Genomic DNA, 16,697 nt, shown 5'->3' on the forward strand with positions numbered 1-16,697 from the left:
CCAGTTTCGGGGGCCCTGGTACAGGCAGGCCGGGTGAACCTCTCTTTTATTCGCAGCACCGCCCGTTTTGGGGACCTCGGTACAGGCAGGCCGGGTCATCCCCCCTTTATACGCAGTAACCCCTTTTGGGGACCCTGGTACAGGCAGGCCGGGATATCCCCTCTTTTATTCGTGCAGTTTCACCTGTACCCGCCAACGCCCATCGTCCTCTGCACCGGCCCACTCGCCGTGCAGGGGACGCGCGGCAATCACCGTCAGCAACAACCCTTCCTGACTCTTCTGTACCCGCCAACTGACCGGTTTGCCCTGCAGGCTCAATTGCCCCTGCTGAGCCTTGCCCTGAGCCTGGAACAGCAGCGCAACCGTGCCTTCCACATTCTCGCCATGCAGCTTGGGTTCTTCGTTGAACCACAACGTCAGGCCATCCTGCACCACCTCCACCTGCTGCAGCTCACGCTCGTCGGGCGCGGTCAGGCGGCCGATCATCAGCCCTACCATCAAGCCGACAATCGCCAGTGACAGCATTACCCGTGGGAAGGCCTTCGAACGCACGTCCGGTTCAGGGGTAGAATGCCCGTCATCTTCACGCTTGGAGCCGTGCATGTTTCACGTCATCCTTTTTCAACCAGAAATTCCGCCGAATACCGGCAACATCATTCGCCTGTGCGCCAACAGCGGCTGCGACCTGCACCTGATCGAACCCATCAGCTTCGAACTGGATGACAAGCGCCTGCGTCGCGCGGGGCTGGATTACCATGAGTATGCCACGCTCAAGCGCCACGAGAGCCTGGCCGGATGCCTGGAAAGCCTGGGTAATCCCAGGCTGTTCGCCTTTACCACCAAAGGCTCGCACCCGTTCCATGAAGTGGCCTATCAGCCGGGCGATGCCTTCCTGTTCGGGCCAGAGAGCCGCGGGTTGCCGGCCGAGGTGCTGGACAGCCTGCCGGCCGAACAACGCCTGCGCCTGCCAATGCGGCCGGGGTGCCGTAGCCTGAACCTGTCCAATACCGTGGCGGTGACGGTGTATGAGGCCTGGCGGCAGAACGGGTTTGCCGGTAGCTGATGCATTGGCAGGGGCGGCCTCTTCGCGGGGCAAGCCCGCTCCCACATTGAACTGTGTACGCCCAACCGTTGTGGGAGCGGGCTTGCCCCGCGAAGAGGCCGGAACAGGCAACAAAAAAAGCGCCCCGAGAGGCGCTTTCTTGATACCGGCAGTGATTACTGCACAGTCGGCACTTCGCCCGCTTCCTGCATGCGCTGCATTTCTTGCGCGTACAGTGCGTCGAAGTTGACCGGCGACAGCATCAGGGCCGGGAACGAACCGCGGGTCACCAGGCTGTCCAGGGTCTCACGGGCGTAAGGGAACAGGATGTTCGGGCAGAACGCACCCAGGGTGTGGCTCATCGAAGCCGCATCCAGGTTGGCGATCAGGAAGATACCGGCCTGCTGCACTTCAGCAATGAAGGCCACTTCGTCACCGTTCTTGACGGTAACCGACAGGGTCAGCACCACTTCGTGGAAGTCACCTTCCAGAGCCTTCTGCTTGGTGTTCAGGTCCAGCGCAACGCTTGGCTCCCAGGTCTGACGGAAGATCTGCGGGCTTTTCGGGGCCTCGAACGACAGGTCGCGCACATAGATGCGCTGCAGGGAGAACTGAGGGCTGTTGTCTTCTGCAGCAGCGCCGTTGGTCTGTTGGTCAGTCATGGCAGGTCCTTATCCTAATGTTTTTGAATGCAGTGCAAATCAGGCCGCCAGCAGCGCGTCGAGCTTGCCAGCGCGCTCCAGGGCATAGAGGTCATCGCATCCACCGACGTGGGTGCTGCCGATCCAGATCTGCGGCACCGACGTACGGCCGGCCTTCTGGCTCATCTCGGCGCGAACCTGCGGCTTGCCGTCGACCTTGATTTCCTGGAAGGCCACGCCCTTGCTCTCGAGCAGGTACTTGGCGCGCATGCAGTAGGGGCAGTAGTCGCTGGAATAGACGATGACGGGCTTCATATCACTTCACCAGGGGCAGGTTATCGGCTTTCCAGCTGGAAACGCCACCGCTCAGTTTGGCAGCGGTGTAGCCAGCCTTGAGCAGTTCGCGGCAGTGGGTGCCGGACTGCTGGCCCATTGCGTCGACAACGATCAGGGTCTTCTCTTTGTGCTTTTCAAGCTCGCTCATGCGAGCGGCCAGCTTGTCCTGCGGAATGTTGATGGCACCGACGATGTGGCCAGCGGCGTATTCCTTGGCAGTACGGATGTCGATGACCAGGCCCTTGTCGGCGTTGACCAGGGCGGTCAGTTGGCCATTGCTCAGGCTCTGGCCGCCGCGGCGGATTTCGTTGAGCAGCAGCAGGACCAGCAGAACAACGAAAATCGCAACCAGGATGTAGTGATCTGTCGCGAATTGAATCAGGTGAGCAACCATCAGCGGTGTTCCAGGCGATTGAAAATGCCGGCCAGTATACACAGCCCCCCAGTACCACCAAAGCCCGACGGGCGGGCTGCAAAGGTACCTTCATGTTGCCGCATTGGCCGCGCTGGTCAGGGAACAGGACGAATATTCGCCGCAGGTGGCGTATTTGCCCTAAAATGCGTGTCTTTATCATCTTTGAACAACCGTGAGTTTGATTGATGACGAGTACGCCCAAACCCCTGGTCCTGATCATCCTGGATGGCTTCGGCCACAGTGAAATCCCCGAACACAACGCCATCTTTGCCGCCAATACGCCGGTTTATGATCGCCTGCGCGCCACCCGGCCGCATGGGCTCATTTCCGGCTCGGGCATGGATGTCGGCCTGCCGGACGGGCAGATGGGCAACTCCGAAGTCGGTCACATGAACCTGGGGGCCGGCCGCGTCGTCTACCAGGACTTCACCCGCGTCACCAAAGCCATCCGCGATGGCGAGTTCTTCGAGAACCCGGTGCTCACCGGCGCCGTGGACAAGGCAACCAGTGCCGGCAAGGCCGTTCACATTCTCGGCCTGCTGTCTGATGGCGGCGTGCACAGCCACCAGGACCACCTGGTTGCCATGGCCGAACTGGCTGCGCAGCGCGGGGCAGAAAAGATCTACCTGCACGCCTTCCTCGATGGCCGCGACACCCCGCCACGCAGCGCCCAGTCGTCCATCGAACTGATCGACGCCACCTTCGCCAGGCTGGGCAAGGGCCGCATCGCCAGCCTGATCGGCCGCTACTTTGCCATGGACCGCGACAACCGCTGGGACCGTGTCAGCGCCGCCTACAACCTGATCGTCGACAGCACCGCCGAGTACACCGCCGACACCGCCCAGGCCGGCCTGGAAGCGGCCTATGCCCGTGACGAGAGCGACGAGTTCGTCAAGGCCACGCGCATTGGCGAGGCGGTCAAGGTTGAAGATGGCGACGCCGTGATCTTCATGAACTTCCGCGCCGACCGCGCCCGCGAGCTGTCGCGTGCGTTTGTGGAAACCGACTTCAGCGAGTTCCCACGCGCCCGCCTGCCAAAACTGGCGGCCTACATCGGCCTGACCCAGTATTCGGCCAAGATCCCGGCCCCGGCGGCTTTTGCACCCTCCAGCCTGAACAATGTGCTGGGCGAGTACCTGGCCAAGAACGGCAAGACCCAGCTGCGCATCGCCGAGACCGAGAAGTACGCCCACGTTACCTTCTTCTTCTCGGGCGGGCGTGAAGAGCCGTTTGAAGGTGAAGAACGCATTCTGATCCCGTCGCCGAAGGTCGCCACCTACGACCTGCAGCCGGAGATGAACGCGCCGCAAGTGACCGATCGCATTGTCGGAGCCATTGAGCAGCAGCGTTACGATGTGATCGTGGTCAACTACGCCAACGGTGACATGGTTGGCCACACGGGCGTGTTCGAGGCGGCGGTCAAGGCAGTCGAAGCGCTGGATACCTGTGTAGGGCGCATTGTCGAAGCGCTGGACAAGGTGGACGGCGAAGCGCTGATCACCGCCGACCACGGCAACGTCGAGCAGATGGAAGACGAATGCACCGGCCAGGCGCACACCGCGCACACCACCGAGCCGGTGCCGTTCATCTATGTGGGCAAGCGCAACGTCAAGGTACGCGAAGGCGGTGTGCTGGCCGATGTGGCACCGACCATGCTGAAGCTGCTGGGGCTGGAAAAGCCGGTGGAAATGACCGGGACGTCGATCCTGATCGACGCCTGATTGGCGCCATTCGCGGGACAAGCCCGCTCCCACAACGCACTGCGTGGGTACCTGTGGGAGCGGGCTTGCCCCGCGAATGGGCCGCAAAGCGGCCCCGATCGCACATGACTTCCAGACCAACGCCCCCCTGCACCCGCAGCGAGGCGTTTTTTTTGCCTGCCCGGGCGGGCATACTAGGCCGGTCTCCATCCTTGGTACGCCAAACCCCATGCTTCGCGCCCTGATCCTACTCGCCCTGTCTTGCCTGCTCAGCCCGGCCTTTGCCGATGAGCGTGCCCAGACCCAGCAGCAACTGGACGCCACCCGCCAGGATATTGCCGAGCTCAAGAAGACGCTGGGCAAGCTCCAGGAAGAAAAGGCCGGTGTGCAAAAGGACCTCAAAGCCACCGAGACCGACATCGGCAACCTCGAAAAGCAGGTGGAGGCACTGCAGCAAGAACTAAAAAAGACCGAGGGCGATCTGGAGCGCCTTGATACCGAGAAAAAAAAACTCCAGAGCGCCCGCGTTGAACAACAACGGCTGATTGCCATACAGGCCCGCTCGGCCTACCAGAACAACGGCCGCGAGGAATACCTCAAACTGCTGCTCAACCAGCAGAACCCCGAGAAGTTCGCCCGCACCCTGACGTACTACGACTACCTCAGCAAAGCGCGCCTGGAGCAATTGCGCACCTTCAACGAGACCTTGCGCCAACTGGCCAACGTCGAGCAGGAAATTGCCGGCCAGCAGCAACAGTTGCTGACCCAGCGCGCCGACCTCGACAGCCGCCGCCAGGCGCTGGAAGCCGAACGCGGCAAGCGCCAGCAGGTGCTGGCCAAGCTCAATGGCGACATGAAGGACCGCGATCAGAAGTTGCAAGCCCGCGAGCAGGACCAGGCCGACCTGTCCAAAGTCCTCAAGACCATCGAGGAAACCCTGGCCCGGCAGGCCCGCGAAGCTGAAGAGGCGCGCAAGAAAGCCTTGCTGGCCCAGCAGGAAGCGGAAAAACGCCGTCAGCAGGAGGCGCTGGCCGCCGCCGCTGCCCGCGAGCAGGCCCAGGAACCTGTGGAACCACCGAAAAAGGCCCGCACCACGCTCGGCCCGATGGTTTCCACCGACGGCGCAAGCTACGGCGGTGCATTTTCTTCGGCACGGGGAAAACTTCCATGGCCGGTGAACGGTCGATTGCTGGCACGCTTCGGTGATGCCCGCGGCAGCGACGCCCGTGCCAAGTGGGATGGGGTGATGATCAGTGCCAACCCGGGCACCCAGGTCCGTGCGGTGCACGGCGGGCGCGTGGTGTTCGCCGACTGGTTGCGCGGCGCGGGGCTTCTGGTCATTCTCGACCATGGCAATGGTTACCTGAGCCTGTACGGTCACAACCAGAGCCTGCTCAAAAACGCCGGTGATATCGTCAAGGCCGGTGAAGCCATTTCCACCGTTGGTGACAGCGGTGGCCAGGACGCGGCAGGCTTGTACTTCGCCATCCGCCAGCAGGGCCGGCCTACCGACCCTTCGCAATGGTGCCGGGGCTAGTCAAATTTATACGGCGTAGACTGAGAGCTGCGCCGATGCTCCCCAGGGAGCACTTACAGGATCAGGAGTTCGTTCGACATGCTGCACTCGCCTCGTCTCACCCAGCTGGCCCTGTCCATCGCCCTGGCGGTCGGCGCGCCCCTGGCCACCGCCGCAGAGCCGGCCAAGGCCGCCGCAGTGCCAGCCACCGAGGTAACCGCCAAGGCGCCGCTGCCGCTGGAAGAGCTGCGCACCTTCGCCGAGGTCATGGACCGCATCAAGGCTGCCTACGTCGAACCGGTGGATGACAAGACCCTGCTGGAAAACGCCATCAAGGGCATGCTCAGCAACCTCGACCCGCACTCCGCCTACCTCGGCCCGGAGGACTTCCAGGAGCTGCAGGAAAGCACCAGCGGTGAGTTCGGCGGGCTGGGCATCGAGGTTGGCCAGGAAGACGGCTTTATCAAGGTGGTGTCGCCAATCGACGACACCCCGGCTTCGCGTGCCGGCGTGCAGGCAGGCGACCTGATCGTCAAGATCAACGGCGCCCCGACCCGTGGCCAGACCATGACCGAAGCGGTCGACAAGATGCGCGGCAAGATCGGCGAGAAGATCACCCTGACCCTGGTGCGTGACGGCGGCAATCCGTTCGACGTGACACTGGCCCGCGCGGTTATCCAGGTCAAGAGCGTGAAGAGCCAGCTGCTGGAGAACGATTACGGCTACATCCGCATCACCCAGTTCCAGGTCAAGACCGGCGACGAAGTGGGCAAGGCGCTGGCCAAGCTGCGCAAAGACAACGGCAAGAAGTTGCGCGGGGTAGTGCTGGACCTGCGCAACAACCCGGGCGGCGTGTTGCAGTCGGCGGTGGAAGTGGCCGACCACTTCCTGACCAAGGGCCTGATCGTCTACACCAAGGGCCGCATCGCCAACTCCGAACTGCGTTTCTCTGCCGACCCGGCCGGCGCCAGCGATGGCGTGCCACTGGTGGTGCTGATCAACGGCGGCAGTGCCTCGGCCTCGGAAATTGTCGCAGGCGCCCTGCAGGACCAGAAGCGCGCCGTACTGATGGGTACCGACAGCTTCGGCAAAGGCTCGGTGCAGACCGTGCTGCCGCTGGCCAACGACCGCGCCCTGAAGCTGACTACCGCGCTGTATTACACGCCGAATGGCCGCTCGATCCAGGCCCAGGGCATCGTCCCCGATATCGAAGTGCGCCCGGCCAAACTTACCGCCGAAGTCGATACCGACAATTTCAAGGAAGCCGACCTGCAGGGCCACCTGGGCAACGGCAACGGCGGCGCCGACCGCCCGACCGGCAGCAGCAAACGCAAGGAACGCCCGCAGGACGATGACTTCCAGCTGAGCCAGGCCCTGAGCCTGCTCAAGGGGCTGAACATCACTTCGGGCAAATGATCCACACGATGCGTTACCTGCTGTGTCTGCTGTTCTCCCTGATGGCCGGTGTCGCGCACGCGGCGCCGGTCAGCAAGGCCTACATGAGCATCATCATCGACGACCTGGGCCAAAGCACCGAGCGTGACAGCCGTACCCTCGCCCTTCCCGGCCCGGTGACCATGGCGATCATGCCCGATACCCCGCATGCCACTGACTTCGCCCGCCAGGCCCACAAGGCCGGCAAAACGGTGATCCTGCACATGCCCATGGACCCGGCCACCGGGCCCTATGCCTGGCACCCAGGCATAGCCATCGAAGCGCTGGCGCAGCGCCTGGATGCGGCCTTGGCGAAAGTGCCCTACGCCGCCGGCATCAACAACCACATGGGCAGCCGCATGACGGCACAGCGTGAACCCATGGCCTGGTTGATGGGTGAACTGCAGCAACGCCACCTGTTCTTCGTCGACAGCCGCACCAGCGCCGCCACCGTGGCCGCAGCCGAGGCCCAGCGCATCAGCCTGGCCCACGTTTCGCGGGATGTGTTCCTCGACGATGTGCGCACAACCGAGGCGATCACCGGGCAGTTGCAGCAAGGCATCGCCCTGGCGCGCAAGCAAGGGTCTGCGGTGCTGATCGGGCATCCTTACCCACAAACCCTCGACGTGCTGGAACGGGCACTGCCACAGCTCAAGGCCCAGGGCGTCGAACTGATCAGGCTCAGCCAGATGATTGCCGTGCGCAGCAACCAGGCGATGCCTGGGCATGGCAAGAATGGCCGCTACACCAATCGCTGAGAAGCTGGGGCTGCTTTGCAGCCCTTCGCGGGCACGCCCGCTCCCACAGGGATCGCGCCGGCTTCAGGCCCTGTGACAATCCTGTGGGAGCGGGCATGCCCGCGAAGGGCCGCAAAGCGACCCCAATAAAAAACCCCGCTCAGTGAGCGGGGTTTTGTTTGCATCAACAGCAATCAGCTGTACACACGCCCCAGCAGCTGGCGGTGGCTTTCGAACTGATCCAGCACATCACGCACGATCTGCTCGGGCGCAAAGCCCATCAGGTCATACTCCTGGCTGCCATCGTGCAGGTACACCTCGGCGCGATAGTAGCGCTGACGCACTTCCGGTTCACCCTCCACCGGCGCCTCGCTCGGCGCGGCCATGTAGCCGTCCAGGCTCACTTCGTAAACGAACGGGTTACCCTCGTCCATCATCACCCGCAGGCCCATCATGTTGCGCGACTGGCCAACGCGGGTTTCCACCTCAAAGCCCAGAGTCTGCAACTGCGCGGCCGCTTCTTTCAGCGCCGGGCTGACCTGCTTGTCCATGAAGCGCTGCACCACAGCCTGGGTGGGCTGCAGCTCCAGCTGGGTCAGGCGCTCGCTGAAGCCACGACGACCACGGGCCGCCAGTTCGGCGCGCTCCTGCTCGACCGCCACGTCCTGCTTCATGGCCTTGTACAGGCCGAACATGAACAGCACCAGCACCACCGAGAACGGCAGGCCTGCCAGCACGACCATGGTTTGCATGGCTTCGAAGTTACCGGCAAACAGCAGGCCGATGGTGACCAGGGTAATGACAACCGACCAGAACACCACCATCCAGTGCGGGGCGTCTTCATCCACCTTGCCGCCTTTGCACGACAGGTTGGCCATCATCACCGCGCCGGAATCGGCCGGGGTGAGGAACAGTACAAAGCCGACAAATACCGCCACACCAATCACAATCTTCGCCGCCGGGAAGTATTCCAGCAGTTGGTAGATCGACATTGACGGCTGTTCCAGCGCAGTCTTGCCCAGCTCCACCGCCCCTTGGTTGATCACCAGGTCCAGTGCGGTGTTGCCGAAGATCGACAGCCAGGCCAAGGTGAAGCCCAGCGGGATCAACAGCACGCCGCTGACCAGTTGGCGCACGGTACGGCCCTTGGAGATACGGGCAATGAACATGCCGACGAACGGGCCCCAGGAAATCCACCAGGCCCAGTAGAACACGGTCCACAGGCCCAACCAGCGCTCGGACTTGCCGGCTTCGCCTTCGTACACGTAAAGGTCGAAGGTTTTCAGCACGATACCGTTCAGGTAGTCGCCAACGTTCTGCACAAAGCCGTTGAACAGATGCAGCGTGTTGCCCGCCAGCAGCACGAACAGCAGCAGGCCGCTGAACAGCAGGATGTTCAGGTTGGACAAGCGGCGAATGCCGTTTTCCACGCCCGATACCGCCGCCACGGTGGCCACGCCGGCCATGACCAGGATCACCACCAGCAGGTTGGTCTGGCTGTGCTCCATGCCGAACAGGTATTCAAGGCCCGAGGACACCTGCATCGAGCCGATCCCCAGGTTGGTCACCAGGCCCAGCAGGGTGACGAACATGCCGAAGATGTCCACCGCGTTGCCGGCAGCGCCCTTGACCCAACGCTCGCCCACCAGCGGGTACAGCGCTGAGCGCAATGCCAGCGGCTGGTTGTGACGGTAGGCGAAGTAACCCACAGCCAGGCCGACCAAGGCGTAGATCGCCCAGCCATGCAGGCCCCAGTGCAGGAAGGTCAGCTGCAGGCCCTGGCGCGCAGCTTCGAGGCTGGCCGGGGTGCCTTCCGGTGGGTTGAAGTAATGGTCCAGCGGCTCGGAAGCGCCGAAGTACAGCAGCGAAATACCAATACCGGAAGAGAACAGCATGCCGGCCCAGGCGCCGTAGCTGAAGTCAGGCTGGTCGTCCTTGCCGCCAAGCTTGAGCTTGCCGTAATCGGAGAAGGCCAGGTAGACGACGAACAGCAGGTAACCGCAGATCACCAGCATGTAGTACCAGCCAAAGGTGCGCGTCAGCCATTTCTGGGCCACGCCCAGCACCTGGCCAGCGGTATCGGGTACAGCGATCAGCAAGGCAGTCAGAACAAGGATCATCAGCGCGGAGGTGAAGAACACCACGCGGTTGACCCGTACCCTCTCGGCGGGGGGCTTGGTAAGTGAGGCAGAACTCATTGCACGAATGCTCCGGGCAGTACGGCTGTGGAGGCTAATCAGTCTTTCCCGAGCAATTGGTGGAATATCCCCACTGCGTCAGGTGTTATAAAAGCACCTTGGAAACCGTGATCCCGAATCGATACGTTGCAAAAAAACAGACTGGGGCTGCTGAAAAATGCCAAGCATCCGCAGGGGTGCGCGCATTCGTCACAGACTACCTCGCCCGCTCCAAGGGCCTGTCGCAGGGCCAGGGGCCGTGCGGCAGAATCTGTATTTCGCATCGCTCATGCCCGTCAACGCCTTGTATTCCGGGGGTTACACGATTTCCTAGGGTGTCAATCCGTGCCTTCTCGACCGCCCTGAAAGCTGTCAATGGCACAAATTGTCGCAGAGCTTATTCTTTATTGATTGAACGTTCAATCAAAACAAAATAGACTGGTCTTCGCCGAGTCAGCCGCCCGTCGCCTGCTCGCAGACCTGAGGAGATAGCAAGATGCCCAAGGTCGGTATGCAACCCATCCGCCGCCAGCAGTTGATCGAAGCCACATTGCAGGCGGTCGATCAGGTCGGTCTGGGGGACGCCAGCATTGCGCTGATTGCCCGCTTGGCCGGTGTGTCAAACGGCATCATCAGTCACTACTTTCGGGACAAGAACGGCCTGATCGCAGCGACGATGGGTTACATCATGAGCATGCTCAACGAAGGTGTCAGAGCACGCCGACAGGCCCTGGCGGATGACAGCCCGCGCGCTCATCTGAAAGTGATCATCGAAGGCAACTTCGATGCCAGCCAGGTGAACGGCCCGGCAATGAAAACCTGGTTGGCCTTCTGGGCTTCCAGCATGCACCAGCCCGATTTGCACAGGTTGCAGCGGATCAACGACCACCGCTTGTATTCCAACCTGTGCTGCCAGTTCCGCCGCGCCCTGCCGCTCTACCATGCGCGCAAGGCAGCCCGCGGCCTGGCAGCCCTGATCGACGGTTTGTGGCTGCGTGGCGCCCTGTCGGGTGATGCATTCGACACCGACCAGGCGATACGGATTGCTTACGAATACATGGATCTACAACTGGCTAAACAGCACACCCTGGGCACAAACGACCAGGCTGCCGAACCAGCACGCACGGCCCTTGCCAACCCGGCAGGAGCGTGACGCGCAAGCCAAACCACACACTGCACTTGCGAGGACACTATGGCCCGTTTCGGAACGCAAAAACTCTACATTGATGGCGCTTACGTCGACGCTGGCAGCGATGCCACCTTCGAAGCCATCAACCCGGCCACCGGCGAAGTCCTCGCCCACGTACAACGTGCCACCGAGGCCGATGTCGAGAAGGCCGTGGAAAGCGCCGAGCGTGGCCAGAAAGTCTGGGCTGCGATGACCGCCATGCAGCGTTCGCGCATCCTGCGCCGTGCCGTCGAAATTCTGCGCGAGCGCAACGATGAACTGGCCCAGCTGGAAACCCTGGACACCGGCAAGTCGTATTCCGAAACCCGCTACGTCGACATCGTCACCGGCGCCGACGTGCTGGAATACTACGCAGGCCTGGTACCGGCCATCGAAGGCGAGCAGATTCCGCTGCGTGAATCGTCCTTCGTCTACACCCGCCGCGAGCCGCTGGGCGTGACCGCAGGTATCGGCGCCTGGAACTACCCGATCCAGATCGCCTTGTGGAAATCCGCCCCGGCCCTGGCCGCCGGCAACGCGATGATCTTCAAGCCATCGGAAGTCACCTCGCTGACCACCCTGAAACTGGCCGAGATCTACACCGAAGCCGGCCTGCCGAATGGCGTGTTCAACGTGCTGACCGGCAGCGGCCGCGAAGTTGGCACCTGGTTGACCGAGCACCCGCGCATCGAAAAAGTCTCCTTCACCGGCGGCACCACCACCGGCAAGAAAGTCATGGCCAGCGCCTCAAGCTCCTCGCTGAAGGAAGTCACCATGGAGCTGGGCGGCAAGTCGCCACTGATCATCTGCGCCGACGCCGACCTGGACAAGGCCGCCGACATCGCCATGATGGCCAACTTCTACAGCTCGGGCCAGGTGTGCACCAACGGCACCCGCGTGTTCATCCCAGCTGAAATGAAGGCGGCGTTCGAAGCCAAGATCGCCGAGCGTGTTGCGCGCATCCGCGTTGGCAACCCGGAAGACGAAAACACCAACTTCGGCCCGCTGGTCAGCTTCGCTCACATGGAAAACGTGCTGGGCTACATCGCCAAGGGTAAAGAAGAAGGTGCCCGCGTACTGTGCGGCGGCGAGCGTCTGACCGAAGGTGACTTCGCCAAGGGCGCCTTCGTGGCCCCGACCGTGTTCACCGACTGCACCGACGACATGACCATCGTCAAGGAAGAAATCTTCGGCCCGGTCATGAGCATCCTGTCCTACGAGACCGAGGAAGAAGTGATCCGCCGTGCCAACGACACCGAGTACGGCCTGGCCGCCGGTGTGTGCACCAACGACATCACCCGCGCCCACCGCATCATCCACAAGCTGGAAGCCGGTATCTGCTGGATCAACGCCTGGGGTGAATCGCCGGCCGAAATGCCGGTCGGTGGCTACAAGCAGTCGGGCGTCGGCCGTGAGAACGGCGTCAGCTCGCTGGCTCAATACACTCGCATCAAGTCGGTCCAGGTCGAGCTGGGCGGCTACAACTCGGTTTTCTAAGCCCTGTCTAGCCACGCCCGTGCCGCTGTGCACGGGCGTTCCCGCTCCCTGATCACCGCCAACACGAGGGTACTTTCATGTCCCAAGAATTCGATTACATCATCGTCGGTGCCGGTTCGGCCGGTAACACCCTGGCCATCCGCCTGACCGAAGACGCCGGCGTCACCGTGCTGCTGCTCGAAGCCGGTGGCCCTGACTACCGCTTCGACTTCCGCACCCAGATGCCAGCCGCCCTGGCTTTCCCGCTGCAGGGCCGCCGCTACAACTGGGCCTACGAGACCGACCCGGAGCCGCACATGGACGGCCGCCGCATGGAGTGTGGCCGTGGCAAGGGCCTGGGTGGCTCGTCGCTGATCAACGGCATGTGCTACATCCGCGGCAACGCCATGGACTTCGACGGCTGGGCAGAACTGCCAGGCCTGGAAGACTGGACCTACCTGGATTGCCTGCCGTACTTCCGTAAAGCCGAAACCCGTGACATCGGCCCGAACGATTACCACGGTGGTGAAGGCCCGGTCAGCGTTGCCACGCCAAAGGCCGGCAACAACCCGCTGTTCCACGCCATGGTCGAGGCCGGCGTACAAGCCGGTTACCCGCGCACCGAAGACCTCAACGGCTACCAGCAGGAAGGCTTCGGCCCGATGGACCGTTCGGTCACTAAAAACGGCCGCCGCTCCAGCACCGCCCGTGGCTATCTGGACCAAGCCAAGAAGCGCCCGAACCTGACCATCGTCACCCACGCCCTGAGCGACCGCGTACTGTTCGACGGCAAACGCGCCGTTGGCGTGACCTACCTGGTCGGCGACAGCGAAGAGCGTGTTGAAGCCCGTGCCCGCAAGGAGGTGATCGTAAGCTCCGGCGCCATCGCTTCTCCGCAGCTGCTGCAGCGCTCCGGCGTGGGCCCGCGCGCACTGCTGGAAAGCCTCGACATCCCGGTTGTGCACGACCTGCCGGGCGTTGGCGAAAACCTGCAGGACCACCTTGAGCTGTACCTGCAGTACGCCTGCACCCAGCCGGTGTCGCTGTACCCATCGCTGCTGTGGTGGAACCAGCCGGCCATCGGCGCCGAGTGGTTGTTCAACGGCACCGGTATCGGCGCCAGCAACCAGTTCGAGGCTGGTGGCTTCATCCGTACGCGCCCTGAATTCAAGTGGCCGAACATTCAGTACCACTTCCTGCCGGTGGCCATTAACTACAACGGCTCCAATGGCGTGAAGGAACACGGCTTCCAGGCGCACATGGGCTCCATGCGCTCGCCTGCCCGTGGCCGCATCCAGGCCAAGTCGAAAGACCCGCGCCAGCACCCGAGCATCCTGTTCAACTACATGTCCACCGAGCAGGACTGGCAGGAGTTCCGTGACGGCATCCGCCTGACCCGCGAAATCATGGCCCAGCCGGCACTGGACCCATACCGTGGCCGCGAGATCAGCCCGGGCGCCGACGTGCAAACAGACGAACAGCTGGACAAGTTCATCCGCGAGCACGCCGAAACCGCCTTCCACCCGTCGTGCTCGTGCAAGATGGGCACCGACGACATGGCAGTGGTTGACGGCGAAGGCCGTGTGCATGGCATGAAGGGCCTGCGCGTGGTCGATGCGTCGATCATGCCGCTGATCATCACCGGCAACCTCAACGCCACCACGATCATGATCGCCGAGAAGATCTCGGACAAGATCCGTGGTCGCAAGCCGCTGCCGCGCAGCACCGCCAAGTACTATGTGGCAGGGGATGCGCCGGTGAAAGGCAAGCCGATGCGTGAAGTGAAGCAGGGCTGACACCCTGATCAGGGGCCGCGCTGCGGCCCCTCTTACGCCTTCCAGTCAGGTGGGCAGCGCAAAGAAGGTGCGCATCAACGCGTCATCCTCTGTGCCCAACCGCTCAGCCAGTGCCTGGCGATCGAACAATACCCCCGTGCGCATCTCCCGCACTGTGACCCCGCTTGGCGCTTGCGCCAGTGCCTTCAGGCCCACCTCCATGAAGCGATAATCGTGGCCCTGAACGGCCGTCATCTTTTCCACTTGCAGGTAGCGCCCTGGCAACATCAGCGACTCTGCCTCATCCGGTCGCCTTGAGAAAGGCCCGATAGGCGTGGCCTGCATGTCCTCGCCCGGTTCCAGCACGTACACCAACGCGTTGTCATCAAACGCCCCTCTGCCACTGACCTGGGTCTGCGGGTCGTTGAAAACCTCCCAGAGCGCATAACGGTTTTCCGTGAAAGACGTGAAGTCGGTGGTCACCAGCACGTCCCCCACCTCAATGGCGCCATCGCCGAACGCCGGTATACCGGAACCCCGCAAGCCCGACGCAGCACGGTACAGCCGTACCTGGTTGCTTACGCCTATCTCGCCAAGGGCACGGGCAAGGTCGTGACTGCGCTGGATATTCTCGGCGTGAGTACCCTCGAGGGGCAGCCCCCGCCACAGGTTGTTGTAGCGCTCTGGTGAGCTGGTGTACTCGGCAATGGCGGGCGAGCCAAAGCCGTGCTCATCGCGATAGACGGGAAAGGGCTCACTGAATGCATCCAGATACTCACCGCGGGCGCCCAAGGCATCCAGGTCAGCCCACGGCACCGCGCCCATCAGGGCTTCCTGGCGGGCCAGCGCCCCGTCCGACACAGCCAGCAATTCGTCTGCCGCCGGCGCCATGTAAAGCTCCCAATCGACCTTGGCAACCGCGGTTTGCACCTGGCCAACATTGCGCGGGGGTACGCGGCTATCGCTGAACAGGTCACCGGCACGCATCATTGCTGCATCAAGCAGGATGAAAAGGATATCCGTCAGTACTGCCCACCATGCTGCCGTGCGCCAGGCCCGTTTGCCATTGAGCGCCCGGTCCAGGTGCAGCGCCAGGCTCACGGTGCCAAGCCCCAGCGAGGTCAATAAGACTGGCCAGCCAAACGGCGCCATCGGTGCAATGACCATACTGGCAGCTTGTAAGCCCGCCAACCAGTTGGCCTTGCGCAGTTGTGCGTTGGTGGTCAGCCGCTCGTGGGCATCGCTGGTCAGATCATCCATGACCGCTTCGCGCAGGTGGACGAACAGGTCCCCTGCAATCGCCTGCCCGGCAATCGTGATATCGCCCCGTGACTGGGCAAGCCACTTGAGGTATGTGCTTATGCGCAGGCGTAGCGGCTGTGCCAGTACCCCATCCCCGACGAACAGCCTGACCAGGCGCTCCCGCCCCTCAGGCGTGGCGGCCTGATCAGCAAGCCATGCTGTAAGTGCGTGGCGATTGTCGAATACCTGCACAACAGCCTGCGCATCGGCAAGATAGAGGCACAACTTGCCAGTCTTCAGCTTATGCTGGAACAGCAGCCTGGCGCTGATACCGCCGATGGCAAGCGTGCTCCAACCCCGCTGGGCATTCACTGGCCGGGGCTGTCGCAGACCTTGCACACTGATCGGCAGTGCGGGTACCGCAAACGTCGCCACCATCAGCTCCCGCCGCTCTGGCTCGCTGAGCGTCGATTGGCCCACGGCGGCAAGGAAACGGGCGCGGGCCAGCACGCAATAATCTTCGCCATGCTGCGACCGGAACCTGCTCAGAGCCTCGGTATAGCGCCCCGCAAAATCCAGTTGCCAGAACGCCTTCAGCACTTGCTGTGGGTCAAGCCGCACTTCGTTGCGCTCGTCATAGTCAATGTGGCTGGCGTCCACCCGGTAGAAGCCACCGTAAACGCTTAATTCATCTGCACTGTCCTGCTGCTGTGGGCTGAAGCGCTGGATCACCAGCTCGGTCAGGCTCAGGGAGCGCCAAGGCGGCCCGCTGTGGCACCAGCCGGTGTAGCTGCGCGAGCTCGTTGCTGCGGCGTGGAATTCGTGCCAATAGAGCCTGTCCGGATCCACCCAGTACCCTAGTTGCTGGTGCAGCACATGGCCGGCCGCTTGACTCGCCATCCTGTGCAAATCAGGGAAATGCCCCAGCATGCGTTGGGCCAGCTGGGCGAGTGACAAGGTTTCTTGATCGTTCATGGATCTTGGCTACCTGGGACAAGGCGTTCCACTACACAGGCAAGCCGCAGTAACGATGCGGTA

At 62.6% G+C, this 16,697-nt stretch carries 14 protein-coding genes; 8 read left to right on the plus strand and 6 right to left on the minus strand.

Annotated elements, in window-relative coordinates:
- Positions 1–165: 165 nt before the first annotated feature.
- Entirely contained in the window at positions 166–603 is a 438-nt protein-coding gene (locus LU684_RS06575) for a hypothetical protein (RefSeq protein WP_016489595.1), read from the minus strand.
- Between LU684_RS06575 and trmL the strand changes: the two genes are divergently transcribed.
- Complete coding sequence (trmL, locus tag LU684_RS06580) at positions 602–1,063, plus strand: tRNA (uridine(34)/cytosine(34)/5-carboxymethylaminomethyluridine(34)-2'-O)-methyltransferase TrmL (protein ID WP_013974580.1); 462 nt, start codon at positions 602–604, stop codon at positions 1,061–1,063. The genes LU684_RS06575 and trmL overlap by 2 nt on opposite strands.
- A 155-nt stretch (positions 1,064–1,218) precedes the next feature.
- Here the strand turns inward: trmL and secB are convergent, their stop codons facing one another.
- The 3 genes from secB to LU684_RS06595 are packed head-to-tail and all read right to left on the minus strand — an operon-like array spanning position 1,219 to position 2,413.
- Positions 1,219–1,704, minus strand: a complete 486-nt coding sequence (gene secB / locus LU684_RS06585) for a protein-export chaperone SecB (protein WP_016489596.1) — start codon at positions 1,702–1,704, stop codon at positions 1,219–1,221.
- A 39-nt stretch (positions 1,705–1,743) separates the two neighbouring features.
- Complete coding sequence (grxC, locus tag LU684_RS06590) at positions 1,744–1,998, minus strand: glutaredoxin 3 (RefSeq protein ID WP_016489597.1); 255 nt, start codon at positions 1,996–1,998, stop codon at positions 1,744–1,746.
- Between the two features lies 1 nt (position 1,999).
- Positions 2,000–2,413 carry a rhodanese-like domain-containing protein gene (locus tag LU684_RS06595; protein ID WP_016489598.1) on the minus strand — a complete coding sequence of 138 codons (414 nt, stop codon included), beginning with the start codon at positions 2,411–2,413 and terminating at the stop codon, positions 2,000–2,002.
- Positions 2,414–2,619: 206 nt separating this feature from the next.
- Between LU684_RS06595 and gpmI the strand changes: the two genes are divergently transcribed.
- From gpmI to LU684_RS06615, 4 genes are all read left to right on the plus strand, one after another.
- Positions 2,620–4,155, plus strand: a complete 1,536-nt coding sequence (gene gpmI / locus LU684_RS06600) for a 2,3-bisphosphoglycerate-independent phosphoglycerate mutase (protein WP_232894290.1) — start codon at positions 2,620–2,622, stop codon at positions 4,153–4,155.
- A 208-nt stretch (positions 4,156–4,363) separates the two neighbouring features.
- Positions 4,364–5,671 (plus strand): murein hydrolase activator EnvC family protein, encoded by a 1,308-nt coding sequence (locus LU684_RS06605; RefSeq protein ID WP_016489600.1) that lies wholly within the window; start codon positions 4,364–4,366, stop codon positions 5,669–5,671.
- Positions 5,672–5,749: 78 nt separating this feature from the next.
- Complete coding sequence (locus LU684_RS06610) at positions 5,750–7,066, plus strand: S41 family peptidase (protein WP_232894291.1); 1,317 nt, start codon at positions 5,750–5,752, stop codon at positions 7,064–7,066.
- 8 nt (positions 7,067–7,074) lie between these two features.
- On the plus strand, positions 7,075–7,842 hold the full coding sequence (locus tag LU684_RS06615; protein ID WP_024717347.1) for a divergent polysaccharide deacetylase family protein: 768 nt from the start codon (positions 7,075–7,077) through the stop codon (positions 7,840–7,842).
- A gap of 173 nt (positions 7,843–8,015) precedes the next feature.
- Here LU684_RS06615 and LU684_RS06620 read toward each other — a convergent pair whose 3' ends face one another.
- Positions 8,016–9,962 (minus strand): BCCT family transporter, encoded by a 1,947-nt coding sequence (locus LU684_RS06620; RefSeq protein WP_224372596.1) that lies wholly within the window; start codon positions 9,960–9,962, stop codon positions 8,016–8,018.
- Positions 9,963–10,494: 532 nt separating this feature from the next.
- Between LU684_RS06620 and betI the strand changes: the two genes are divergently transcribed.
- The 3 genes from betI to betA all read left to right on the plus strand — a co-directional run bounded on the left by betI (position 10,495) and on the right by betA (position 14,438).
- Positions 10,495–11,151, plus strand: a complete 657-nt coding sequence (betI, locus tag LU684_RS06625; protein WP_016489604.1) for a transcriptional regulator BetI — start codon at positions 10,495–10,497, stop codon at positions 11,149–11,151.
- A 39-nt stretch (positions 11,152–11,190) separates the two neighbouring features.
- A complete protein-coding gene (betB, locus tag LU684_RS06630; RefSeq protein ID WP_016489605.1) occupies positions 11,191–12,663 on the plus strand; it encodes a betaine-aldehyde dehydrogenase in 1,473 nt (490 codons plus the stop codon).
- A gap of 77 nt (positions 12,664–12,740) precedes the next feature.
- Entirely contained in the window at positions 12,741–14,438 is a 1,698-nt protein-coding gene (betA, locus tag LU684_RS06635) for a choline dehydrogenase (RefSeq protein WP_232894300.1), read from the plus strand.
- 45 nt (positions 14,439–14,483) lie between these two features.
- On the opposite strand, the gene LU684_RS06640 is transcribed toward betA, so the two are convergent.
- Positions 14,484–16,634, minus strand: coding sequence for a dermonecrotic toxin domain-containing protein (locus tag LU684_RS06640; RefSeq protein WP_232894301.1), 2,151 nt, complete (start codon positions 16,632–16,634; stop codon positions 14,484–14,486).
- Positions 16,635–16,697 lie beyond the last annotated feature (63 nt).

It is taken from the genome of Pseudomonas sp. NMI542_15, from assembly GCF_021283425.1.
Taxonomy (GTDB): domain Bacteria; phylum Pseudomonadota; class Gammaproteobacteria; order Pseudomonadales; family Pseudomonadaceae; genus Aquipseudomonas; species Aquipseudomonas fortuita.